Raw genomic sequence first — 17,409 nt, 5'->3', positions numbered from 1 at the left:
ATCAGCCAAGGGGAGTTGCCCGGAGGCTGTACCCGAGTCCCCGCACGGTGTGGATGAGCCGCGGTTCGCCGCGGCTCTCCAGTTTCCGGCGCAGGTACATGACGTAGACGTCGAGGGTGTTGGACGCGGGCTCGAAGTCGAACCCCCAGACGTGCCGGTGGATCTGGGACCGGGTGAGGGCGGCGCCCGGATGGTGGAGCAGGTACTCCAGCAACAGGAACTCGGTCCGGGTGAGCTCGACCGGCCGCCCGCCGCGGGTGACGACACGGGTCCGCAGATCCATGACGAGATCACCGTGGACAAGCCGCTCCAGCTCGGCCGGGGGATCGGTCCGGGTCTCCTGCCGGGCACCGCGCCGCAGCAACGCCCGTACCCGGGCGAGGAGTTCCTCGATGGCGAACGGCTTGCTGAGATAGTCGTCGGCACCGTTGTCGAGGGCGACGATCCGATCGCCGACCGCGTCCCGCCCGGTGATCATCAGGATCGGCACGGTGCACCCGGAGGCCCGGATCCGCCGCGTGGCGGCGAGCCCGTCCAGCTCCGGCATGGTGACGTCCATCAGCACGAGATCGGGCCCGGCGGCATCGTCGGACAGCCCGAGCAGATCGAGGGCGGCACGCCCGTCCCCCGCGAGGACGGTCTCGTACCCCTCGAATCTGAGCAGCCGACCGAGCCCTTCCCGTACGTCCACGTCGTCGTCGGCCAGCAGGATCTTCCGCGCCATTCGAACACGGTGGGGCGGGGGGCTGTGCTGGGGCTGGCAGAGACTTATGAGTGGGCTGGGGCTCGGGAGGCACGCAGGCGGAAGAGCGTGACGAGGAGGGTGTACGCGGCGAGCGGAGCGCAGAGGAGCAGCAGGAAGGGGTGGGGTTCGTCGCCGACGCTCACCTCCCACGCCAGATACCCGACGGCGGCGAAGAAGACGAGCAGGGTCCAGACGACCGCTCGCTCCTGAGCCTTGCGATGCCCCGCGCGCAGCCGGATCCGCGCCTCGACCTCGGGCCGCGACTCCCAGGCCATGCCGCGGTGTTGTGCGGCGAGGGTGCGCAGACCGTCGATCTCGGCCCGGACATCGGGGAGTTGCCAGTCGTCGACGTTGGGGAGCAGGAACCTGCGGCCGTCGTTGTCGTAGAGCCAGGTCAACGACTGGGCATCGGCGGCGGTCTGCTTCGGGTGGCGCTCGACCCGCAGATCGTAGATGTCGTGCCAGGCCCGCCCGCGCACGCGGAAGGCGCCGCGGACCGTGACCCCGTCAGCCGTCACGGAGGTGAGCCCGCGCCGCACGGAGAGAAACGCCCAGACGAACAGCACCGCCATGAGCGCCAGGACGAGCAGCCGGTACCGGACCGGAATGCTGCTGTGCGGCCGGGCCATCTGAAGCACGGAGTTCCCCGCGATGATCCACAGGACGACGTTCCGCCTCCGGGACGCCTTCCTCCGCCTGCGGTACTCCCGCTCGATCCCGCGGTCGTCCACGATGCCCCCATCCTCGGACTTCACGGCACCTACGCCAGGACCACGAACGTGGCGAACCCGACGACGACGGCCGCGAGGAACCCCGCGCCCCAGACCTTGCGATGCCGCGCCCGGACCCGGATCCGCTCCTCCACCTCGGGCCGCAACTCCCAGGCCATGCCCCGGTGTTGTGCGGACACGGCACGCAGGTCGGCGAGTTCGGCGTGGAAGTCGGGGCGGTGCCAGTCGTCGAAGTAGGGGAGGCGCGTCCTGCGCCCGTCGCCGTCGTAGACATAGGTGGTCCACTCGGCGTTCTCGACGCCGCGCGCGTTCAACTCGGCCCGGATGTCATAGAGGTCGTGCCAGGTCCGGGTGGACGTCCGCAGGGCTTCGCGCGTGGTGATCCCCTGGGCGCCGACGATCGTGCGCCCTCGCTTCCAGTAGAGCAGCCCCAGGACGAGCCTGACCGGCACGAGCACCAGCAGCACGATGCTGAACCAACGCCCGGGCGGATACGGATTCGTCGTCGCCTGCACAATGACGGTGCCGTAGACGAGCACGTCGATGCCGATCTGCCACCAGGCGATGGACAGGGGTCTTCGCCGCCGGTACTCCCGCTCGATCCCGTCTCTGTCGCCGTCCCCACCCATGGACCCTCCCCGAATCAACAGGGCAGGAGCGTAAGGCAGGAAGCTGTGCACGTCACCGAGAGATCGGAACCGGTGCGCAGCGTGGCTATTGCCAGGCTATGGTTGGACCATGGCGGAGAACACGACCATTCAGGTGTCCCGGCAGGCCCGGGACCATCTTGCTCAGGTTGCCAAGGAGCACGGGATGACCTTGGGGCAGTTCGTCGAGCGGTTGGCTGCCGCGCAGCCGACGGCGGAGCAGATCGCCGAGCGGCTGGCCGCGGACCGGCGGGTCGTTCGAGACGTGATCGGTCTGGAGATCAGCGACGCGGAGTTCGACAGGGCGCCTGACGTCCTCGGCAACATCTACAAGATCGCCGCCGAGAAGGTCCGTAGGGCGCGAGGCGCGGCCACGTGATCATCCTGGACACCGGTGCCACGCGCGCTCTCGCGAACGGGCACAAGGCGTTGAACCTTCTCGCCGCGAACATGGCCCACACTCCGGGAGATCTGCTGCGGATTCCCGCGCTCTGCCTCATGCGGGCGGAGTCCGAGGACGCGGGCGCCGGTGACCGTGTGCTCGCGTTCTCCTCGGTGGTGGTCGACGACGTGACCACGGTCTCCGCGGTCACCATCGGCAGCATGGTCCGTGACGGGTACGGCGGACCGGACACCTGTCACGCCCTGTACTGCGCACTGCCGCGAGCCGAGTTCACGGGCATGTCGATTCTCCTGACGGCCCGGGAAGAGGCGTACCCGCCGGGCGTGGTCACCGTCGACATCGACTCGCCGGGAATGCTTGGCTTCCACTGAGGCGGAAGGCGATCGGCGGTTATGCCCTGTTTCGCCCGTAGCTCCGCATTAGGGGCGAACGGATTGGTGTGCGAGGCCGGCCGAACCGGGTACCGTCTTTGTCATGACCGTGAGCAAGAACATCAACAACCCCGTGGGCATGGGCGGCGGCCAGCGCAAGAAGCTGTCCCGCGCCGAACGGCAGAACCACGGTCCGCACCGCAACCTCGACCGCCAGGGCGCGGCCGACCAGAAGGCGGAGCTGGTCCGCAAGATGCGCGAGAAGGCGGCCGCGGCCGAGGCCGCCGAGCAGGCGGGCGACGACACCGCACAGAGCTGACACACCGCCGCACGACAGGGCCCGGACCGCGAGACGTCGCGGTCCGGGCCCTGTCGTGCGGCGTATGCGTATACGTATGCGTATCGGGCTCTACGGTGTGTCCGGCGTCTCCGGGGGCGGAGTGGGCGCCCCGGGCATCCGCACCGTAGCCACCGTCCCCCCGCCCGGCGCGTGCGCCAACGTCACCTCGCCGCCGGCCTGTTGGATCGTGCGGGCGACGATCGACAGGCCCAGGCCGGAACCGGGGAGGGCGCGCGCCGACGGTGAACGCCAGAACCGGTCGAAGACGTGCGGGAGTTCGTCGGCGGGGATGCCGGGGCCGTGGTCGCGGACCGTGAGGACACCGCGCGTGAGCTGCACCTCGATCGTGCCGCCCTCGGGGCTGAACTTCACCGCGTTGTCGAGGATGTTGACCACCGCGCGCTCCAGTGCGGAGGGCTCCGACTGGACGTACCAGGGCTGGACGTCCGCCGTGATCGTCAACTCAGGGCCGCGCAGGCGGGCTCGGCGCAGGGCGGATTCCACCGTGTCCTGCAACGACACCACCTGGACGCGCTCACCCCGCTGGCCCTCCGAGCGGGACAGCTCCTGCAAGTCGCCGATCAGGGACGCCAGTTCGGTCATCTGCGCCTTCACCGAGGCGAGCAGGGCCTTGCGGTCCGCCGGGGGGATCGGGCGGCCGGTCTCCTCGCTGCGGGTGAGGAGTTCGACGTTCGTACGGAGGGAGGTGAGGGGGGTGCGGAGTTCGTGACCGGCGTCCGCGATGAGTTGCTGTTGCAGCTCGCGGGAGTTGGCGAGGGAGGTCGTCATCGAGTTGAACGAGCGGGAGAGGCGGGCGATCTCGTCGTCGCTGTCCTCGTCCACGGGGATCCGGACGGCCAAGTCCTCGGTGCGGGCCACGTGTTCGACGGCCTCGGTGAGTTTGTCGACGGGGCGGAGACCTGCGCGGGCGACCGCGAGTCCGGCCGCACCGGCGCCGACGACTCCGATGCCGGAGACGAGGAGGAGGATCAGGGCGAGTTCGTTGAGCGTCGACTGAGTGCCCTTGAGCGGGGCAGCGAGGAGCACGGCCACCCCCTGGGAGTCGGACTGGTCGACTCCCAGATACAGGGTCAGCACGCGGACGGTGTTGCCGTCCTCGTCAGTGCCGTTGCGGAAGACGGCTTGGCCGCTCTTCGCGCTCTTGATGACGTTCTTGTCGGTGTTGGTGGCCTTGACCGTGCCCGGGGAGCTGGGGTCGACGCAGGGCGCGCCCTTCTCCTTGATCGCCTCCACGTATTCGTTCCGGCCCGAGAACACGTCGGTGTTCTTCTCAGGGGTCTGCGTGCACCTCTGCAACAACGACTGGACCGTGCCCGGCCTGCGCACCATGTCCTTCAGGCTGCCGTCGACCTGGTCGTACAACTTCCCCTGCACGATGAACCAACAGGTCACCGAAACCGCCGCCACCCCGAACGCCACCGCCGCCGCGACCAGCATCGCCAGCCTCGACCGGATCGGCAGTGTCCGGAACCGGTGCAGGAACCGGTCGAGGACCTTCTTCACTCCGCGCCACCCTGTCGAAGGACATACCCCACGCCCCGAACCGTGTGCACCAGCCGAGGCTCGCCCCCTGCCTCCGTCTTCCGGCGCAGGTACATCACGTACACATCAAGGGAGTTGGACGACGGCTCGAAGTCGAAGCCCCACACCGCCTTGAGGATCTGCTCGCGGGTGAGGACCTGGCGGGGATGCGCCAGGAACATCTCCAGCAACGTGAACTCGGTGCGGGTCAGCTCGACCTGGCGCCCGTTCCGCGTCACCTCGCGCGTCGCGAGGTCCATGCGGAGGTCGGCGAAGGTGAGGGAGTCGTCCTCGGGGGCCGCCCCGGCCGCGGCCGCCGCCGCGTACGAACTGCGGCGCAGCAACGCCCGTACCCGCGCGAAGAGTTCGTCGAGTTCGAAGGGCTTGACCAGATAGTCGTCCGCGCCGGCGTCCAGTCCCGTGACGCGGTCGCCGACCGTGTCGCGGGCCGTCAGCATCAGGATCGGCGTCGTCGTGCCCGCCCCGCGCATCCGGCGTGCGGCCGTGAGGCCGTCCATGCGCGGCATCTGGATGTCGAGGACGACCAGGTCGGGCTGGTACGCGGTCGCCTTCTCCAGCGCGTCCGCGCCGTCGACGGCGACCTCGGTGTCGTACCCCTCGAACGCGAGGCTGCGCTGGAGTGCTTCGCGTACCGCCGGCTCGTCGTCGACGATCAGGATGCGCTGGGTGTCACGGTCGCCTTCGGCGGGGCTCATGGCTGGATTCCTCGGGTGCGGTGGGACGGGGAGACAACGCTCGGCTGGTCGCAATCAGCCTCGCATGTTTCCCGGCTGGCGCGTAAAGAGGGGAGGAAGTGAGAAAAAGGATGAGATCGGCCTCCCCGGTCCGCCTGCTCAGCCGCGCACTCCGCTCAGGCGCTTCAACGGCACCTTCCGGTGGTGCGTGCGGGCCGCGTTCGTACGGAGGCCCATGAGTTCCGGCGCCACCTCCGGCGCCCGCGTCGCCGGCGCGTGCAGTTCGTACGCCACCCCGAGGGCCAGGCCGAGACCGGCCGCTCCGGTGTCGGTCACCGTGTGCGAAACCTGCTTGATCATGACGTACTCCCTACTGGTTGCTGATGGGCCATTGCCCTAGTTGTCGGAGCCGCCCGCTCGCAGCGAGGCCAGGTCCGCCTTGACGGTGTTGATCGGGATGGCGAAGCCGATGCCGATGCTTCCGGCCTCGGACGACGAGGACGAGGAGTCCGAACTGGACGAGTACATCGCGGAGTTGATGCCGATGATGTTGCCGTTCGCGTCGATCAGCGCACCGCCGGAGTTGCCGGGGTTGAGGGACGCGTCGGTCTGGATGGCCTTGTACGTTGTGGTCGAGGAGCCCGTGTCGCCGTTGAACTGCTGGCCGCCGAACTGGAAGGGCCACTGGCCGCTGCCGTCGGAACCCTGGCTCTGGCTCTGGCTCTCGTCGGTCGAGACGGTCACGTCACGGTTCAGGGCGGAGACGATGCCGCTGGTGACCGTGCCGGTCAGGCCCTCGGGGGAGCCGATCGCGACGACCGTGTCGCCGATCTGGACGCCGGCGGAGTTGCCGAGGGTGGCCGCCTTCAGGCCGGAGGCGTTCGCCAGCTTGAGGAGCGCGAGGTCCTTCTTGCTGTCGGTGCCGACGACCGTCGCGGTGTACGACTTGCCGTCGCTCGTCTTGACCTTGACCGAGGTGGCGCCGGCGATGACGTGGTTGTTGGTGACGACCTCGCCGCCCGCGGTGATGACCACGCCCGCGCCGGTCGAGGTGCCGTTGCTGAGGGTGGCGTTGACCTCGACCACGCTCGGGCTGACGGTCGCGGCGATGGTGGCGACGTCGCCCTTCTTGCTGGCGGGCACGACGGCCGTGGTGGTGCTGGTGGTGGCGACGGTGTCCTTGCCGGTCAGCTCCTGGAAGGCGTACGCCGTGCCGCCGCCGACGGCCGCGGCGACGATCGCCACGGCGGCGAGCAGCGCGAGCGGACCCCGGTTGCGCTTCTTGGGCTTGGGCGCCTCGGCCTGGACGGGGGTGAGGAGAGCCGTGTCGCCGCCGTTGCCGTCGCCGCCGTACGCTCCGCCGTCGGCGCCGAAGGCGGCCTGCGGGGCGGGCGAGGGGGCGGCCGCCTGAGCCGGCCACACGGGCTCGGCCTGCTGGGCGGGCTGCACCGGCTGAGCCTGCTGCACCGGCTGGGCGGGCTGCGGCTGGTAGGCCGGCGGGGGCGGCCACTCCGGGTTCACGGGAGAAGAGGCGTGCTGCTGCTGGGGGTACGCCTGCGGCTGGTCGCCCTGGGGGGTCTCGTACTCGCCGCTGCGGCGGAAGCTCTCGGTCATGGAAAAGAGACTGTCGCGAGATCATGAGAGGTACCTGAGCGCCCGCTGAGAAGCCCGACAGAACCTCGTATGCCCGATATAAAGACGCCGGAGCCCCGGAAAACGGGGGCTACCAGCGAACCGGGCGACCCCGGGCCGGACGGAGCAGGGGTGAGTTAGGGGCGGGGCACAGGCGGGGCCAGGGCCCGGGGCCCCCATCGCGCGGCCGCCCTCCTCGGCCTTGCAGCCGCACGCGCCGCACCACTCACCGGCGAGGATCACGCGCCGCCGACGTCCCGCGACCTGACCAGCCGGACGGGACAGGGGTGAGCCAGAGACGGGGCGAGGCAAACGCTCCACTGCCTCAAAGGCCCGGGGCCCCCATCGCGGCGCCGCCCTCCTCGGCCTTGCGGCCACGCGCGCTGCACCACTCACCGGCGTGGATCGGGCGCCGCCCCCCTCCGCCTCACAGCCGCAGGTACCCCACCCCGCTCACCGGCGAGGATCACGCCCCGCCGAACCCGCGAGGATCACGCCCCGCCCACCTCCCGCGACCTGATCAGCCGAGCGGGACAGAGGCGAGGCACAGGCAGGACAGAGCCGGGGCTAGCCCTCGCAGCCGCAGGACTGGCGTATGACCAGCCTTGACGGGAACACCTTCAGGCGCTCGCGTCGCGACCCCGCCACCCGCAGTCCGTCGTCGAGGACGAGGTCCACGGCCGCGCGGGCCATCGCCGGGCGGTCCGAGGCGATCGTCGTCAGCTTCGGGTCGGCCATGGTCGCTTCTTTGATGTCGTCGAAGCCGATCACGCCCAGCTCGCGCGGCACGTCGATGCGCAGCTCGCGCGCGGCCCGCAGCAGGCCGATCGCCTGGTCGTCGGTGGAGCAGAAGATCGCGGGCGGTCGGCGGGGGCCGGAGAGGATGCCCAGGGCGACCTGATAGGCGTCGTAGCGGTTGTACGGGGCTTCGAAGAGTCGGTCCTCGGTCGGCAGGCCGGCCTCGGCCATCGCGCGCCGCCAGCCCTCGACGTGGTCGGAGACCGGGTCACCGACGGCCGGGGTGTCCGCCGTACCGCCCATACAGGCGACGTATTCGTAGCCGTGCTCAAGAAGGTGGCGGACGGCGAGCTGGGCGCCGCCGAGGTCGTCCGTGACGACGGCGACGTCGTCGATCGCCTCGGGGCGTTCGTGCAGGAGGACGACGCGGGCGTCCCAGGCGTCGATCTCGGCGGCCGCGTTGTCGTTCAGCGCGTGGCTGACGAGGATCAGGCCGGAGACCCGCATCCCGAGGAACGCGCGCAGGTAGTGCACCTCGCGCTCGCCCACATAGTCGGAGTTGCCGACGAGCACCATTTTTCCGCGCTCGGATGCGGCCTGTTCCACCGCGTGCGCCATCTCCCCGAAGAAGGGCTGGCGCGCGTCCGGCACGATCAGGCCTATGAGGTCCGTGCGCCGCGAGGCCATGGCCTGGGCCACCCGGTCCGGCCGGTACCCCAGTTCCTTGATCGCGGCGAGGACACGCTCGCGCGTGGCCGGGGCAACCGGCCGGGGTCCGTTGTTGATGACATAGCTGACAACGGCGGTCGAAGTACCCGCCAGCCGCGCCACATCATCCCGAGTCACCTTGGCCACGCGCGGAGTCTACGCGGATGGACCCGCCCTGGGCAGGGCGTATCGAAGCTTCTCTCAGCTTCTGTGCGGCTTCCCTGTGCGGAAGCAACGCCCTGCCCGGAAACGGACTACGCCTCGGCCGGGATCTCGGCGGCGTCCAGCGCGGCCGAATCAGCCGTACCGTCCGCATCCTCCGGCTTCGCACCGGCGAGAGCGGCACTCGCCTTGAGCTTGGCCTCCTCGCCGCCCCGGTCACCCTTCTCCGGCGTAACGAATCGATAACCGACGTTCCGGACGGTCCCGATCAGCGACTCGTGCTCGGGCCCGAGCTTCGCGCGCAGCCGTCGTACGTGGACGTCGACCGTCCGCGTACCGCCGAAGTAGTCGTAGCCCCAGACCTCCTGAAGCAACTGTGCGCGCGTGAAGACGCGGCCCGGATGCTGCGCGAGGTACTTGAGGAGCTCGAACTCCTTGAAGGTCAGGTCGAGGACCCGGCCCTTGAGCTTGGCGGAGTACGTCGCCTCGTCCACGGAGAGATCGCCGTTGCGGATCTCCATGGGGGAGTCGTCGTTGACGATCTGCTGGCGGCCCATGGCCAGCCGCAGTCGCGCCTCGACCTCGGCCGGGCCGGCCGTGTCGAGCAGCACGTCGTCGATGCCCCAGTCGGCGGTGACGGCCGCGAGGCCGCCCTCGGTGACGACGAGGATGAGCGGACAGCCGGGTCCGGTGGACCGCAGGAGCTGACACAGGCTGCGGACCTGAGGCAGATCGCGGCGGCCGTCGATCAGGATGACGTCGGCACCGGGGGTGTCGACGAGGGCGGGGCCTTCCGCCGGTGCCACGCGCACGTTGTGCAGCAGCAGGCCAAGGGCCGGAAGCACCTCCGTCGACGGCTGGAGGGCATTGGTCAGGAGCAGCAGAGAACTCATAAGTCTGGTTCCTCCTCGGTCCCTGCGAGGACGTTTGCGGCACTGCGGCATTGCGGCGATGCTCTGTGATCCCGAGGGCCCTGTATCACCGGCGTCCACCTGTGGTTTCCCGTGGTGTACCGCTTCGTATACAACGCTCCCGGAAGCACAAAAGGACCCGGGGGCTTCGCTGCCCGAGTCCTCTGTCCAGCAGAATAGCCCACATGAGCGCTGGTACGGCAGGTCATGTGGCACGATCCACCGTTCGTCCGAACTCTGAGACGATCAGACGCACACCTTTGCGGACGTTTCTGCACACCGACGACGGGGTGACGATCGATTCCGTATACGAACCGGGGGCGGCCGTATACGACGCCTCCCGGTCACCTTCCGGTGATCCGGTGTTCGTCATCGCGCACGGTTTCACGGGCGACGTGGACAAGCCGCACATCCGCCGGGTGGCCGAGGCGTTCGCCCAGTACGGGGCCGTGGTCACCTTCTCCTTCCGGGGCCACGGCGCCTCCGGCGGACGCTCCACCGTCGGCGACCGCGAGGTGCTCGATCTGGCCGCGGTGGTCGCCTGGGCGCGCGAGCAGGGGCACGCGCGCGTGGTCACCGTCGGCTTCTCGATGGGCGGTTCGGTGGTGCTGCGGCACGCGGCGCTCTACGGCGCGAAGGCGCACGCCGACGGTCAGGGGCGCGAGGGGCGCACGGAAGCGCACACGGACGCGGTGGTTTCCGTGAGTGCGCCGGCCCGCTGGTACTACAGAGGGACGGCGCCGATGCGCAAGGTGCACTGGCTGGTGACCCGCCCCGAGGGCCGTCTCGTCGGCCGCTACGGCCTCAAGACCCGTATCCAGCACAGGGGTTGGGACCCGGTCCCGCTCTCCCCGGTCGAGGCGGTCCCGCGTATCGCGCCCACCCCGCTGCTCATCGTGCACGGCGACCGCGACGGCTACTTCCCCCTCGACCACCCCCGCATGCTGGCCGAAGCCGCCGGTGACCACGCCGAACTCTGGGTGGAGCCCGGCATGGGCCACGCCGAGCACGCCTCCGCCGACGACCTGCTGGCCCGTATCGGTCACTGGGGCAGTTCACAGGACGGTTAGCCTGGCGCTTGCAGGAACCGATCAGAAACCGATCGATCGAGGAAGCACATGCCAAAGGTCACGGTGCGCTACTGGGCCGCCGCGAAGGCCGCGGCCGGCACCGCCGAGGAGCCGTACGACGCGGCCACCCTCGCCGAGGCCCTCGCCGAGGTCCGCGAGCGACACCCCGGGGAACTCGCCCGCGTACTGCTGCGATGCTCGTTCCTCGTCGACGGCGACCCCGTGGGCACCCGCGGACATGAGACGGTACGGCTGGCCGAGGGCGGCACGGTCGAGGTGCTCCCGCCGTTCGCAGGAGGATGAGCGAAGCGATGAGCAACCAACCGTACGAGGGCTACGGCGAGGGCTACGACCCCTACGCCCAGCAGCAACAGCCGCAGCAGGCCCAGCAACAGCAGGCGCAGGCACAGGCCTGGCCCGGGCAGCAGCAGGCGTACGACGACCCGCAGGCCGCGCAGCAGTACACCCAGCAGTGGCAGGGCCAGACCTGGGACACCCAGGTCCAGCAGTCGAGACCCTCCGCGTCCGACCTGGCGTACTTCCCGCCGCAGAACTACCAAGCGCCGACGCCGAGTTACGACCCCCACGCCCAGGCCCCCGTGACCGCGCCCCCGGCTCCCCCCGCCACGGACGAGGCGGTCGGCTACGGCCCGCCCTCCCTCGCCGGCAACGCCCGCATCACCGACGCCCAGCGCGCCCGCCTCGAAGGCCGCTCGCCGATCATCGAGCCCGGGATGCAGCCCGCCGGCCTCACCGCGCTGCTCGCGCTGCTGCTCGCGGGCACCGCGCAGATCGGGTCGTACGCCCTCGTCGTACCGCTCGTGGTGCTGCAGGCCGTGACGGCGGCGGGATGGTTCCGGCTGAACGGGATGTGGCCCGCGCGGCAGGGCATCGCGCTGGCCTTCGCGGGGGCGCTCGTCGCGGACGTGGCGCTGCTCGCGGCCGGGCGGGACAACGGCCCGGCGGCGATCCTCGGCACCCTGGGTGTCTGGGTGCTGCTCTCCCTCGTCATGCAACTGCGGTCGCACGCCGACCCGGACACCCGTATCCAGAGCCTGATGGCGACGGTCGCCTCGGCGGCCCTGGCCATCGTCGCGACCGGCCATCTGGCCGCCGACCCGGACGCGGTGACGGTCGGCGCGGCCGCGGTCGCGGTGGCGATCCTGGCCCGCGCGCTGCCGCTGCCCACCGTGGCGTCGGTCGTCGTGTCCCTCCTCGCCGCCGCCGGTGCGGGCATCGCGGTCGGCGGGACGACGGGCCTCGGCGCGAAGGGCGCGCTGCTCGGCGCGGTCGCGGCGGGCTGCGCCCTGATCGGCCACCGGGTCGCGAGCTACGACTACCCGTCCCGCTTCGTCCACTTCACGGCCGGTGTGGCCCTGCCGCTCGCCGCGGCGGCCCCCGCGGTATATGTCCTGGGACGGGCGCTCGGATAGGCCGGGGGCCAACTGCCGTGTTGTAGGCGGCAGTTAAGAGACCTGTCACAGGTGATCGACAATTTCCCGCCGTACACACCTTGCGCGACTACTCTCGCGCAGGGCGGCTACCCGGTCGTCGTACCGTTTTCGTCGACGACTGCCAGGTGGGGGAACACCACACATGCGTGCGCTACGAATACTTCTGATCGTCGTGGTGGTTCTGGGGGCCCTTTTCGTGGTCGTGGACCGGGTCGCGGTCCACTACGCCGAGAACGAGGCGGCGTCCAAGGTGAAGACCGACGAGAACCTGGCCACCACCCCCGACGTCTCCATCAAGGGCTTCCCCTTCCTCACCCAGGTCGCCTCCGGTGAGCTGGACGACGTGGAGCTCGGCATCAAGACCTACGAGGCGCCCACCGGCAACACGACCGGCGGCGCCTCCACGATCCGGATCGACGACCTCAAGGCCGACATGAAGGACGTCAAGTTCTCCAGCGGCTACAGCTCCGCCATCGCGGCCACCGCGACCGGCTCCGCGAGCATTTCCTACGACCAGTTGCTCAAGGCCGCGAAGTCGCAGCCGACGGACGTCTTCACCGGGGTCACGGCCCAGATCGTCAGCCTCTCCGACGGCGGCGACGGCAAGATCAAGGCCAACATGAAGGTCACGGTCACGGGTGTCGGGACGACGACGTACCCCGTGCTCAGCACGGTCACCGTCGAGGGCAACACCGTGAAGGTGCACGCCGACAACCTGCCCAAGCTGGTCGTCGACCTCGCCGACTCCCGCGTCCGCTCGATCACCGACTTCCAGCAGACGATCACCGAACTGCCCGGCGGCGTGAAGCTGGACAGCGTGCAGGCCGCGAAGGCCGGTGTGGACATCAAGGTGAAGGGTTCGAACGTGAACCTGGCCGGGTAGGGGCGGGGCGTGTCCGAAGAGTGAGACGCCCATGTCCGTGAGACAGGTGCGATGACGGACGCGGACGCCCTGCCGTCCCCTCGCCGGGCCCCCGGCATTCATCTCATCTCACATGGCGGACGATCGCGTCTCAAAATACGACACACCGGTGACATGCGCCGCGATCCGTCCCTACGATCGTCGTTATGAAGCGCCAGGCGGACGACCTCACGAAGCGGCGGGCAGTAGACCTGTGCCGCGTCGCCGCCATGCTCTGTCGCACTTTCTGAGCGGAAGCGCAGGCTTCCGTCTTCCCCCCCCGTGCCCCTGATCAGGGGCACTCGCGCGAGCGCGCACCCTCTCTCACGCACCGCACCGCCGTAACTGCCCCGGAGGAGAAAAGCATGAGCCGCAGTGACGTCCTGGTCGACGCCGACTGGGTCGAGGCCAACATCGACAACCCGGACGTGGCCATCGTCGAGGTCGACGAGGACACGTCCGCGTACGAGAAGAACCACATCAAGAACGCGATCCGGATCGACTGGACCAAGGACCTCCAGGACCCGGTACGCCGTGACTTCGTCGACCAGGAGGGCTTCGAGCAGCTCCTGTCCGGCAAGGGCATCGGCAACGACACGCTGGTGATCCTCTACGGCGGCAACAACAACTGGTTCGCCTCGTACGCGTACTGGTACTTCAAGCTCTACGGCCACGACAACGTCAAGCTGCTCGACGGTGGCCGCAAGAAGTGGGAGCTGGACGCCCGCGAGCTGGTGGAAGAGGTCCCCTCGCGCCCCGCCACCGACTACAAGGCGAAGCCGCAGAACAAGGCGATCCGCGCGTTCCGCGACGACGTCGTGGCGGCCATCGGTGCGCAGAACCTGGTCGACGTCCGTTCGCCCGACGAGTTCAGCGGCAAGCTGCTCGCGCCGGCGCACCTTCCGCAGGAGCAGTCGCAGCGTCCGGGCCACGTCCCGTCCGCGCGCAACATCCCGTGGTCGAAGAACGCCAACGACGACGGCACGTTCAAGTCGGACGACGAGCTCAAGGAGCTCTACGCCGACGAGCAGGTCGACCTGGCCAAGGACACCATCGCGTACTGCCGTATCGGCGAGCGCTCGGCTCTGACCTGGTTCGTGCTGCACGAGCTGCTCGGTGTCGAGAACGTCAAGAACTACGACGGTTCCTGGACCGAGTACGGCTCCCTGGTCGGCGTCCCGATCGAGCTCGGCGCCAACAAGTAAGCACCACCAGCCCAAGCCCCAAGCCCTAACCCGTAAGGACAGACCATGTGTGGAGCGAAGGCCGGCGGCCCCGACGCCTCGACGATCAAGCCCGGTGAGACCACCATCCAGGGCCAGGTGACGCGCAACGGCGAGCCGGTGACGGGCTACGTCCGTCTCCTGGACTCGACCGGCGAGTTCACCGCGGAGGTCCCGACCTCCGCGACGGGACAGTTCCGTTTCTACGCCGCCGAGGGCACCTGGACCGTCCGCGCCCTCGTTCCCGGCGCCACCGCCGACCGCACGGTGGTAGCCCAGACGGGCGGTTTGGCGGAAGTGGCGATCGCCGTCTGATCGCCACTTGACTGCCGAAGGGCCGCGCCTCTCCTGAGGTGCGGTCCTTTCGCATGTGCGGGCCCACCTTTGAAGAATGCTGGCACGCCGCCGTCGCACGACCCCTCCTTGACGCGCTCCTCGCACTGCTTCGCAGGCTGCGGAGCGCTGCGCCGGCCTCCGGCCGCCGGGGCAGATGGGCCCGCACCTGTGGAGTCGGCCCTGATGCGGGCCTACGCTGGAGGCATGCTGGCCCGCCGCCGTCGCGTGTACTTCGTCATGATGGGCATCTGCATCGGACTCTTCGTCCTGGCCTGGGGAGTCGTGCGGATCTGGTCGGTGCCCGCGGCCGTCGGGATGTGTGTGGTCGCGATGCTGATCCCTCCCGTCGCCGCGATGGTCGCCAACCGGCGCGGCCCCGACGACCGCTGGTGGGACGACCCGTCCGGCGACCCGAAGTCCGACGAGTGGTGGGACGAATTGGACGGGAAGAAGCGGCGCCAGTAAGAAGGCGGACATGTCGCCTACGAGACTGTCCACCGTGGTGCTGGACACACACGACGCGCACAAGCTGGCCGGCTTCTACCTTCGCCTGCTCGGATACGTGATCCGGGCCGAGGAACCCGGCTGGGTACTGATCGGCCCGCCCGACGGCGGCACCGCCCTCTCCTTCCAGACCGAGCCGGCCTACGTCCCGCCCGAGTGGCCCAGCCGCTGGCCCGAAGAGCAGCAGATGATGATGCACCTCGACATCGAGGTCGACGACCTGGAGACCGAGACGGCCCGGGCGGTGGCGGAGGGGGCCACGCTCCACGAATACCAGCCACAGGACGACGTACGGGTCCTCTGCGACCCGGCGGGCCACCCGTTCTGCCTGTGGCGGCAGGAGTAGCCCCGCGCCGACGCCCTACCGCGAGCCGAGGAACTCGATCGTCCGCCGGGTCAGCAGCTTGGTGGCGTCCGGGTCGTAGGACGGGAGCGAACTGTCCGCGAACAGGTGCTGGTCCCCGGGGTACAGGAACAGCTCCGCGTCGGCGGAAGAGGCGACGAGCGCGCGGGCGGCGTCGATGTCCTCGGCGAAGAACGGATCGGCTTCCTTCGCGTGCACCTGCACCGGCACCCCGTCGGGCCAGGCCGCCCCGAACTCCGACACGGTGATGCAGGCGTAGAACAGCAGCGCGCCCCGCGCGCCCGCCCGCGTCTGCGCCAGCTTCTGGGCGGGCAGCACACCGAGGGAGAACCCGGCGTAGACGACGTCCCGCGGCAGGAGTTCGGCCGCGCGGACGCCGCGCTCGGTGATCTCGCCGAAGCCGACCCGCTCGACGTAGCCCTGGCCCTCGTCGAGGGAGCCGAAGGTGCGCCCGTCGAAGAGGTCGGGCGTGTGGACGGTGTGGCCGGCCGCGCGGAGTTCGTCGGCGAAAGCGGTGACTCCGGGCGTGAGTCCCTGCGAGTGGTGGAACAGTACGACCTCTGTCATGCCCAAACCCCTTGCCTACGAGTAGCGAACGGCCCGAGAGTAGCCAACGATCCGGAAATTTAGAATAATCCAAGAGTGTCGAACAATCACCGTATCCCCGACCACGACCTCGCCGACGTCACCGATGTGACGGCCCCGGCCCAGCTCCGCGCGCTGGCCAACCCCCTGCGCAACGCCATCCTGGAACTGCTCCTCGAACGCGCCGCGACAGTAAGCGAGTTGGCCGCCGCGCTAGGCCGCCCCAAGAGCACGGTCGCGCACCACGTGAGCGTCCTGGTCGACGCCGAGCTGCTGAAAGTCGTGCGGACCCGCCGGGTGCGGGCCATCGACGAGCGCTACTACGGCCGCACCGCGCGCATCTTCCGCGTCGGCACGGTCAGTCCCACCGACGGGGTCGACGCGCCCTACTGCACCAACGATCTCGCCACGGCCGCGGCCGAGTCCGCCGCCGCGCACCAGGCGGACCAGCTCTCCTCGATCGTGCGGCATGTGCGGATCCCGAAGGAGCAGGCCCTCGAGTTCTGGACGCGGGTCCTGGACCTCGCCAACGACTACGCGCGGCTCCCGCGCGAGGGTGATGTGGTGTACGGCTTCGCGGCCGGCCTCTACCCGACCGACCATCCGGCGCTACCGGAGGCCGAGGAGCAGTAGGTCGGCCAGACCGGCCAGGCCGTCGGCGTGCAGGTCGAACCCGTCCGAGGGGATGGGCGGGTCGCCGACCGGCCGGGAGACATAGGCGGTGCGCAGCCCGACGCCCTGCGCTCCCCGCAGGTCCCAGGCGTGGGCGGCGACCATCAGCAGCCGCTCCGGAGGCCGCCCGGAAACGGTGACGGCCAGCCCGTACACCGCAGGGTCCGGCTTGTAGGTCCGGGCGTCCTCGGCGGACAGGGCCTGGTGCCAGCGCAGTCCGGCGTGGGCGTTGATCCCCAGCAGCGCCGTCCGGCTCGCGTTCGAGAGCCCGATCAACGGGAACCGTTCGGCGAGCCGGGCGAGCCCCGCCACGGTGTCGGGCCACGGCGGGAGCCTGCGCGCCGACAGAGCCAGCGACGCCACGGCGGCCGGGTCCTCGACCCCGGCGGCCTCGGCGACGAGCCGCGCGGCCTCCAGGTCGAGGACGTCGGTGGTGAGGTAGGGCCGGACGCCGTCGAGGACGCGACGCTGCTCGCGGTCGATGTGCCGCTGCCACAACGACAGCAGCCGTTCGACCCCGAAATCGTCGAGGGAGGGGGCGAGTTGACGAATGCCGGCCCGGATACCGGCGGGTTCGTCGACGAGCGTGCCGAGCACATCGAACACGATCGCGTCGATGTCCAGCTCTGCCATCTGACCCTCATTCCCCGAACCGCACGGCCCGCGCGGCCCGCG

General features: G+C 69.9%; 24 protein-coding genes. 13 read left to right on the top strand and 11 right to left on the bottom strand.

Going from position 1 to position 17,409, the window contains the following annotated elements; genetic code table 11:
- Nucleotide 1 precedes the first annotated feature (1 nt).
- Genes OG223_RS25065 through OG223_RS25055 form a run of 3 tightly spaced genes read right to left on the bottom strand, consistent with a single transcriptional unit; the run spans nucleotide 2 to nucleotide 2,105 of the window.
- Nucleotides 2-724 carry a response regulator transcription factor gene (locus OG223_RS25065; protein WP_329252798.1) on the bottom strand — a complete coding sequence of 241 codons (723 nt, stop codon included), beginning with the start codon at nucleotides 722-724 and terminating at the stop codon, nucleotides 2-4.
- Nucleotides 725-768: 44 nt separating this feature from the next.
- Nucleotides 769-1,500 carry a hypothetical protein gene (locus OG223_RS25060; RefSeq protein ID WP_329252795.1) on the bottom strand — a complete coding sequence of 244 codons (732 nt, stop codon included), beginning with the start codon at nucleotides 1,498-1,500 and terminating at the stop codon, nucleotides 769-771.
- A 5-nt stretch (nucleotides 1,501-1,505) separates the two neighbouring features.
- Nucleotides 1,506-2,105 (bottom strand): PH domain-containing protein, encoded by a 600-nt coding sequence (locus OG223_RS25055; protein ID WP_329252792.1) that lies wholly within the window; start codon nucleotides 2,103-2,105, stop codon nucleotides 1,506-1,508.
- A 109-nt stretch (nucleotides 2,106-2,214) separates the two neighbouring features.
- Between OG223_RS25055 and OG223_RS25050 the strand changes: the two genes are divergently transcribed.
- The 3 genes from OG223_RS25050 (at nucleotide 2,215) to OG223_RS25040 (ending at nucleotide 3,216) form a co-directional block, all read left to right on the top strand.
- Nucleotides 2,215-2,502, top strand: coding sequence for a hypothetical protein (locus tag OG223_RS25050; protein ID WP_329252789.1), 288 nt, complete (start codon nucleotides 2,215-2,217; stop codon nucleotides 2,500-2,502).
- Complete coding sequence (locus OG223_RS25045) at nucleotides 2,499-2,897, top strand: hypothetical protein (RefSeq protein ID WP_329252786.1); 399 nt, start codon at nucleotides 2,499-2,501, stop codon at nucleotides 2,895-2,897. The genes OG223_RS25050 and OG223_RS25045 overlap by 4 nt, the downstream gene beginning before the upstream one ends.
- A gap of 103 nt (nucleotides 2,898-3,000) precedes the next feature.
- Nucleotides 3,001-3,216: a DUF6243 family protein gene (locus tag OG223_RS25040; protein WP_200686997.1), complete on the top strand. Its 216-nt coding sequence runs from the start codon at nucleotides 3,001-3,003 to the stop codon at nucleotides 3,214-3,216.
- Nucleotides 3,217-3,306: 90 nt separating this feature from the next.
- Here OG223_RS25040 and OG223_RS25035 read toward each other — a convergent pair whose 3' ends face one another.
- From OG223_RS25035 to OG223_RS25010, 6 genes are all read right to left on the bottom strand, one after another.
- Nucleotides 3,307-4,695: a sensor histidine kinase gene (locus OG223_RS25035; RefSeq protein WP_329265451.1), complete on the bottom strand. Its 1,389-nt coding sequence runs from the start codon at nucleotides 4,693-4,695 to the stop codon at nucleotides 3,307-3,309.
- Nucleotides 4,696-4,757: 62 nt separating this feature from the next.
- Nucleotides 4,758-5,495 (bottom strand): response regulator transcription factor, encoded by a 738-nt coding sequence (locus OG223_RS25030; protein WP_200686993.1) that lies wholly within the window; start codon nucleotides 5,493-5,495, stop codon nucleotides 4,758-4,760.
- 138 nt (nucleotides 5,496-5,633) lie between these two features.
- Nucleotides 5,634-5,834, bottom strand: coding sequence for a hypothetical protein (locus tag OG223_RS25025; RefSeq protein ID WP_329252777.1), 201 nt, complete (start codon nucleotides 5,832-5,834; stop codon nucleotides 5,634-5,636).
- Nucleotides 5,835-5,870: 36 nt separating this feature from the next.
- Nucleotides 5,871-7,088, bottom strand: coding sequence for a S1C family serine protease (locus tag OG223_RS25020; protein WP_329252774.1), 1,218 nt, complete (start codon nucleotides 7,086-7,088; stop codon nucleotides 5,871-5,873).
- A 585-nt stretch (nucleotides 7,089-7,673) separates the two neighbouring features.
- Nucleotides 7,674-8,699 carry a LacI family DNA-binding transcriptional regulator gene (locus OG223_RS25015; protein ID WP_329252772.1) on the bottom strand — a complete coding sequence of 342 codons (1,026 nt, stop codon included), beginning with the start codon at nucleotides 8,697-8,699 and terminating at the stop codon, nucleotides 7,674-7,676.
- Nucleotides 8,700-8,806: 107 nt separating this feature from the next.
- Nucleotides 8,807-9,607 (bottom strand): winged helix-turn-helix transcriptional regulator, encoded by an 801-nt coding sequence (locus OG223_RS25010; RefSeq protein ID WP_329252769.1) that lies wholly within the window; start codon nucleotides 9,605-9,607, stop codon nucleotides 8,807-8,809.
- 203 nt (nucleotides 9,608-9,810) lie between these two features.
- On the opposite strand from OG223_RS25010, the gene OG223_RS25005 reads away from it, so the two are divergent.
- From OG223_RS25005 to OG223_RS24970, 9 genes are all read left to right on the top strand, one after another.
- On the top strand, nucleotides 9,811-10,695 hold the full coding sequence (locus OG223_RS25005) for an alpha/beta hydrolase (RefSeq protein ID WP_329252766.1): 885 nt from the start codon (nucleotides 9,811-9,813) through the stop codon (nucleotides 10,693-10,695).
- A gap of 48 nt (nucleotides 10,696-10,743) precedes the next feature.
- Nucleotides 10,744-10,998, top strand: coding sequence for a MoaD/ThiS family protein (locus tag OG223_RS25000; RefSeq protein WP_329252763.1), 255 nt, complete (start codon nucleotides 10,744-10,746; stop codon nucleotides 10,996-10,998).
- Between the two features lie 8 nt (nucleotides 10,999-11,006).
- A complete protein-coding gene (locus tag OG223_RS24995) occupies nucleotides 11,007-12,128 on the top strand; it encodes a hypothetical protein (RefSeq protein ID WP_329252760.1) in 1,122 nt (373 codons plus the stop codon).
- Between the two features lie 163 nt (nucleotides 12,129-12,291).
- Nucleotides 12,292-13,032, top strand: coding sequence for an LmeA family phospholipid-binding protein (locus OG223_RS24990; protein ID WP_329252757.1), 741 nt, complete (start codon nucleotides 12,292-12,294; stop codon nucleotides 13,030-13,032).
- Between the two features lie 185 nt (nucleotides 13,033-13,217).
- Nucleotides 13,218-13,301, top strand: a complete 84-nt coding sequence (locus OG223_RS53975; protein WP_366433785.1) for a putative leader peptide — start codon at nucleotides 13,218-13,220, stop codon at nucleotides 13,299-13,301.
- A gap of 114 nt (nucleotides 13,302-13,415) precedes the next feature.
- Nucleotides 13,416-14,255 (top strand): sulfurtransferase, encoded by an 840-nt coding sequence (locus OG223_RS24985; protein ID WP_329252754.1) that lies wholly within the window; start codon nucleotides 13,416-13,418, stop codon nucleotides 14,253-14,255.
- A 45-nt stretch (nucleotides 14,256-14,300) separates the two neighbouring features.
- Nucleotides 14,301-14,588, top strand: a complete 288-nt coding sequence (locus tag OG223_RS24980; protein WP_019064558.1) for a DUF1416 domain-containing protein — start codon at nucleotides 14,301-14,303, stop codon at nucleotides 14,586-14,588.
- Between the two features lie 225 nt (nucleotides 14,589-14,813).
- The gene (locus OG223_RS24975) at nucleotides 14,814-15,074 is read left to right on the top strand and encodes a DUF3099 domain-containing protein (RefSeq protein WP_327403047.1); all 261 of its coding nucleotides are present in this window, start codon (nucleotides 14,814-14,816) and stop codon (nucleotides 15,072-15,074) included.
- A gap of 10 nt (nucleotides 15,075-15,084) precedes the next feature.
- Nucleotides 15,085-15,459 carry a VOC family protein gene (locus OG223_RS24970; RefSeq protein ID WP_329252752.1) on the top strand — a complete coding sequence of 125 codons (375 nt, stop codon included), beginning with the start codon at nucleotides 15,085-15,087 and terminating at the stop codon, nucleotides 15,457-15,459.
- Nucleotides 15,460-15,474: 15 nt separating this feature from the next.
- Here the strand turns inward: OG223_RS24970 and OG223_RS24965 are convergent, their stop codons facing one another.
- Nucleotides 15,475-16,044: a dienelactone hydrolase family protein gene (locus OG223_RS24965; RefSeq protein WP_329252749.1), complete on the bottom strand. Its 570-nt coding sequence runs from the start codon at nucleotides 16,042-16,044 to the stop codon at nucleotides 15,475-15,477.
- A gap of 75 nt (nucleotides 16,045-16,119) precedes the next feature.
- Between OG223_RS24965 and OG223_RS24960 the strand changes: the two genes are divergently transcribed.
- Complete coding sequence (locus OG223_RS24960) at nucleotides 16,120-16,695, top strand: ArsR/SmtB family transcription factor (protein WP_329252746.1); 576 nt, start codon at nucleotides 16,120-16,122, stop codon at nucleotides 16,693-16,695.
- On the opposite strand, the gene OG223_RS24955 is transcribed toward OG223_RS24960, so the two are convergent.
- A complete protein-coding gene (locus OG223_RS24955; protein WP_329252743.1) occupies nucleotides 16,672-17,367 on the bottom strand; it encodes a haloacid dehalogenase type II in 696 nt (231 codons plus the stop codon). The two genes, OG223_RS24960 and OG223_RS24955, sit on opposite strands and share 24 nt — an antisense overlap.
- Nucleotides 17,368-17,409: the final 42 nt, after the last annotated feature.

Origin of the sequence: Streptomyces sp. NBC_01478 (assembly GCF_036227225.1) — a bacterium.
Taxonomy (GTDB): Bacteria; Actinomycetota; Actinomycetes; order Streptomycetales; family Streptomycetaceae; genus Streptomyces.
The sequence above is the reverse complement of the archived record's forward strand: the minus strand, read 5'-3'. Positions and strand labels throughout refer to the sequence as shown.

What these genes read in the sequence shown, in the direction of transcription:
- OG223_RS25065 (WP_329252798.1), bottom strand. Translation starts at nt 724, where the DNA reads ATGGCGCGGAAGATCCTGCTGGCCGACGACGACGTGGACGTACGGGAA.
- OG223_RS25055 (WP_329252792.1), bottom strand. Translation starts at nt 2,105, where the DNA reads ATGGGTGGGGACGGCGACAGAGACGGGATCGAGCGGGAGTACCGGCGG.
- OG223_RS25050 (WP_329252789.1), top strand. Translation starts at nt 2,215, where the DNA reads ATGGCGGAGAACACGACCATTCAGGTGTCCCGGCAGGCCCGGGACCAT.
- OG223_RS25040 (WP_200686997.1), top strand. Translation starts at nt 3,001, where the DNA reads ATGACCGTGAGCAAGAACATCAACAACCCCGTGGGCATGGGCGGCGGC.
- OG223_RS25035 (WP_329265451.1), bottom strand. Translation starts at nt 4,695, where the DNA reads ATGCTGGTCGCGGCGGCGGTGGCGTTCGGGGTGGCGGCGGTTTCGGTG.
- OG223_RS25030 (WP_200686993.1), bottom strand. Translation starts at nt 5,495, where the DNA reads ATGAGCCCCGCCGAAGGCGACCGTGACACCCAGCGCATCCTGATCGTC.
- OG223_RS25025 (WP_329252777.1), bottom strand. Translation starts at nt 5,834, where the DNA reads ATGATCAAGCAGGTTTCGCACACGGTGACCGACACCGGAGCGGCCGGT.
- OG223_RS25020 (WP_329252774.1), bottom strand. Translation starts at nt 7,088, where the DNA reads ATGACCGAGAGCTTCCGCCGCAGCGGCGAGTACGAGACCCCCCAGGGC.
- OG223_RS25010 (WP_329252769.1), bottom strand. Translation starts at nt 9,607, where the DNA reads ATGAGTTCTCTGCTGCTCCTGACCAATGCCCTCCAGCCGTCGACGGAG.
- OG223_RS25005 (WP_329252766.1), top strand. Translation starts at nt 9,811, where the DNA reads ATGAGCGCTGGTACGGCAGGTCATGTGGCACGATCCACCGTTCGTCCG.
- OG223_RS25000 (WP_329252763.1), top strand. Translation starts at nt 10,744, where the DNA reads ATGCCAAAGGTCACGGTGCGCTACTGGGCCGCCGCGAAGGCCGCGGCC.
- OG223_RS24995 (WP_329252760.1), top strand. Translation starts at nt 11,007, where the DNA reads ATGAGCAACCAACCGTACGAGGGCTACGGCGAGGGCTACGACCCCTAC.
- OG223_RS24990 (WP_329252757.1), top strand. Translation starts at nt 12,292, where the DNA reads ATGCGTGCGCTACGAATACTTCTGATCGTCGTGGTGGTTCTGGGGGCC.
- OG223_RS53975 (WP_366433785.1), top strand. Translation starts at nt 13,218, where the DNA reads ATGAAGCGCCAGGCGGACGACCTCACGAAGCGGCGGGCAGTAGACCTG.
- OG223_RS24985 (WP_329252754.1), top strand. Translation starts at nt 13,416, where the DNA reads ATGAGCCGCAGTGACGTCCTGGTCGACGCCGACTGGGTCGAGGCCAAC.
- OG223_RS24980 (WP_019064558.1), top strand. Translation starts at nt 14,301, where the DNA reads ATGTGTGGAGCGAAGGCCGGCGGCCCCGACGCCTCGACGATCAAGCCC.
- OG223_RS24975 (WP_327403047.1), top strand. Translation starts at nt 14,814, where the DNA reads ATGCTGGCCCGCCGCCGTCGCGTGTACTTCGTCATGATGGGCATCTGC.
- OG223_RS24970 (WP_329252752.1), top strand. Translation starts at nt 15,085, where the DNA reads ATGTCGCCTACGAGACTGTCCACCGTGGTGCTGGACACACACGACGCG.
- OG223_RS24965 (WP_329252749.1), bottom strand. Translation starts at nt 16,044, where the DNA reads ATGACAGAGGTCGTACTGTTCCACCACTCGCAGGGACTCACGCCCGGA.
- OG223_RS24955 (WP_329252743.1), bottom strand. Translation starts at nt 17,367, where the DNA reads ATGGCAGAGCTGGACATCGACGCGATCGTGTTCGATGTGCTCGGCACG.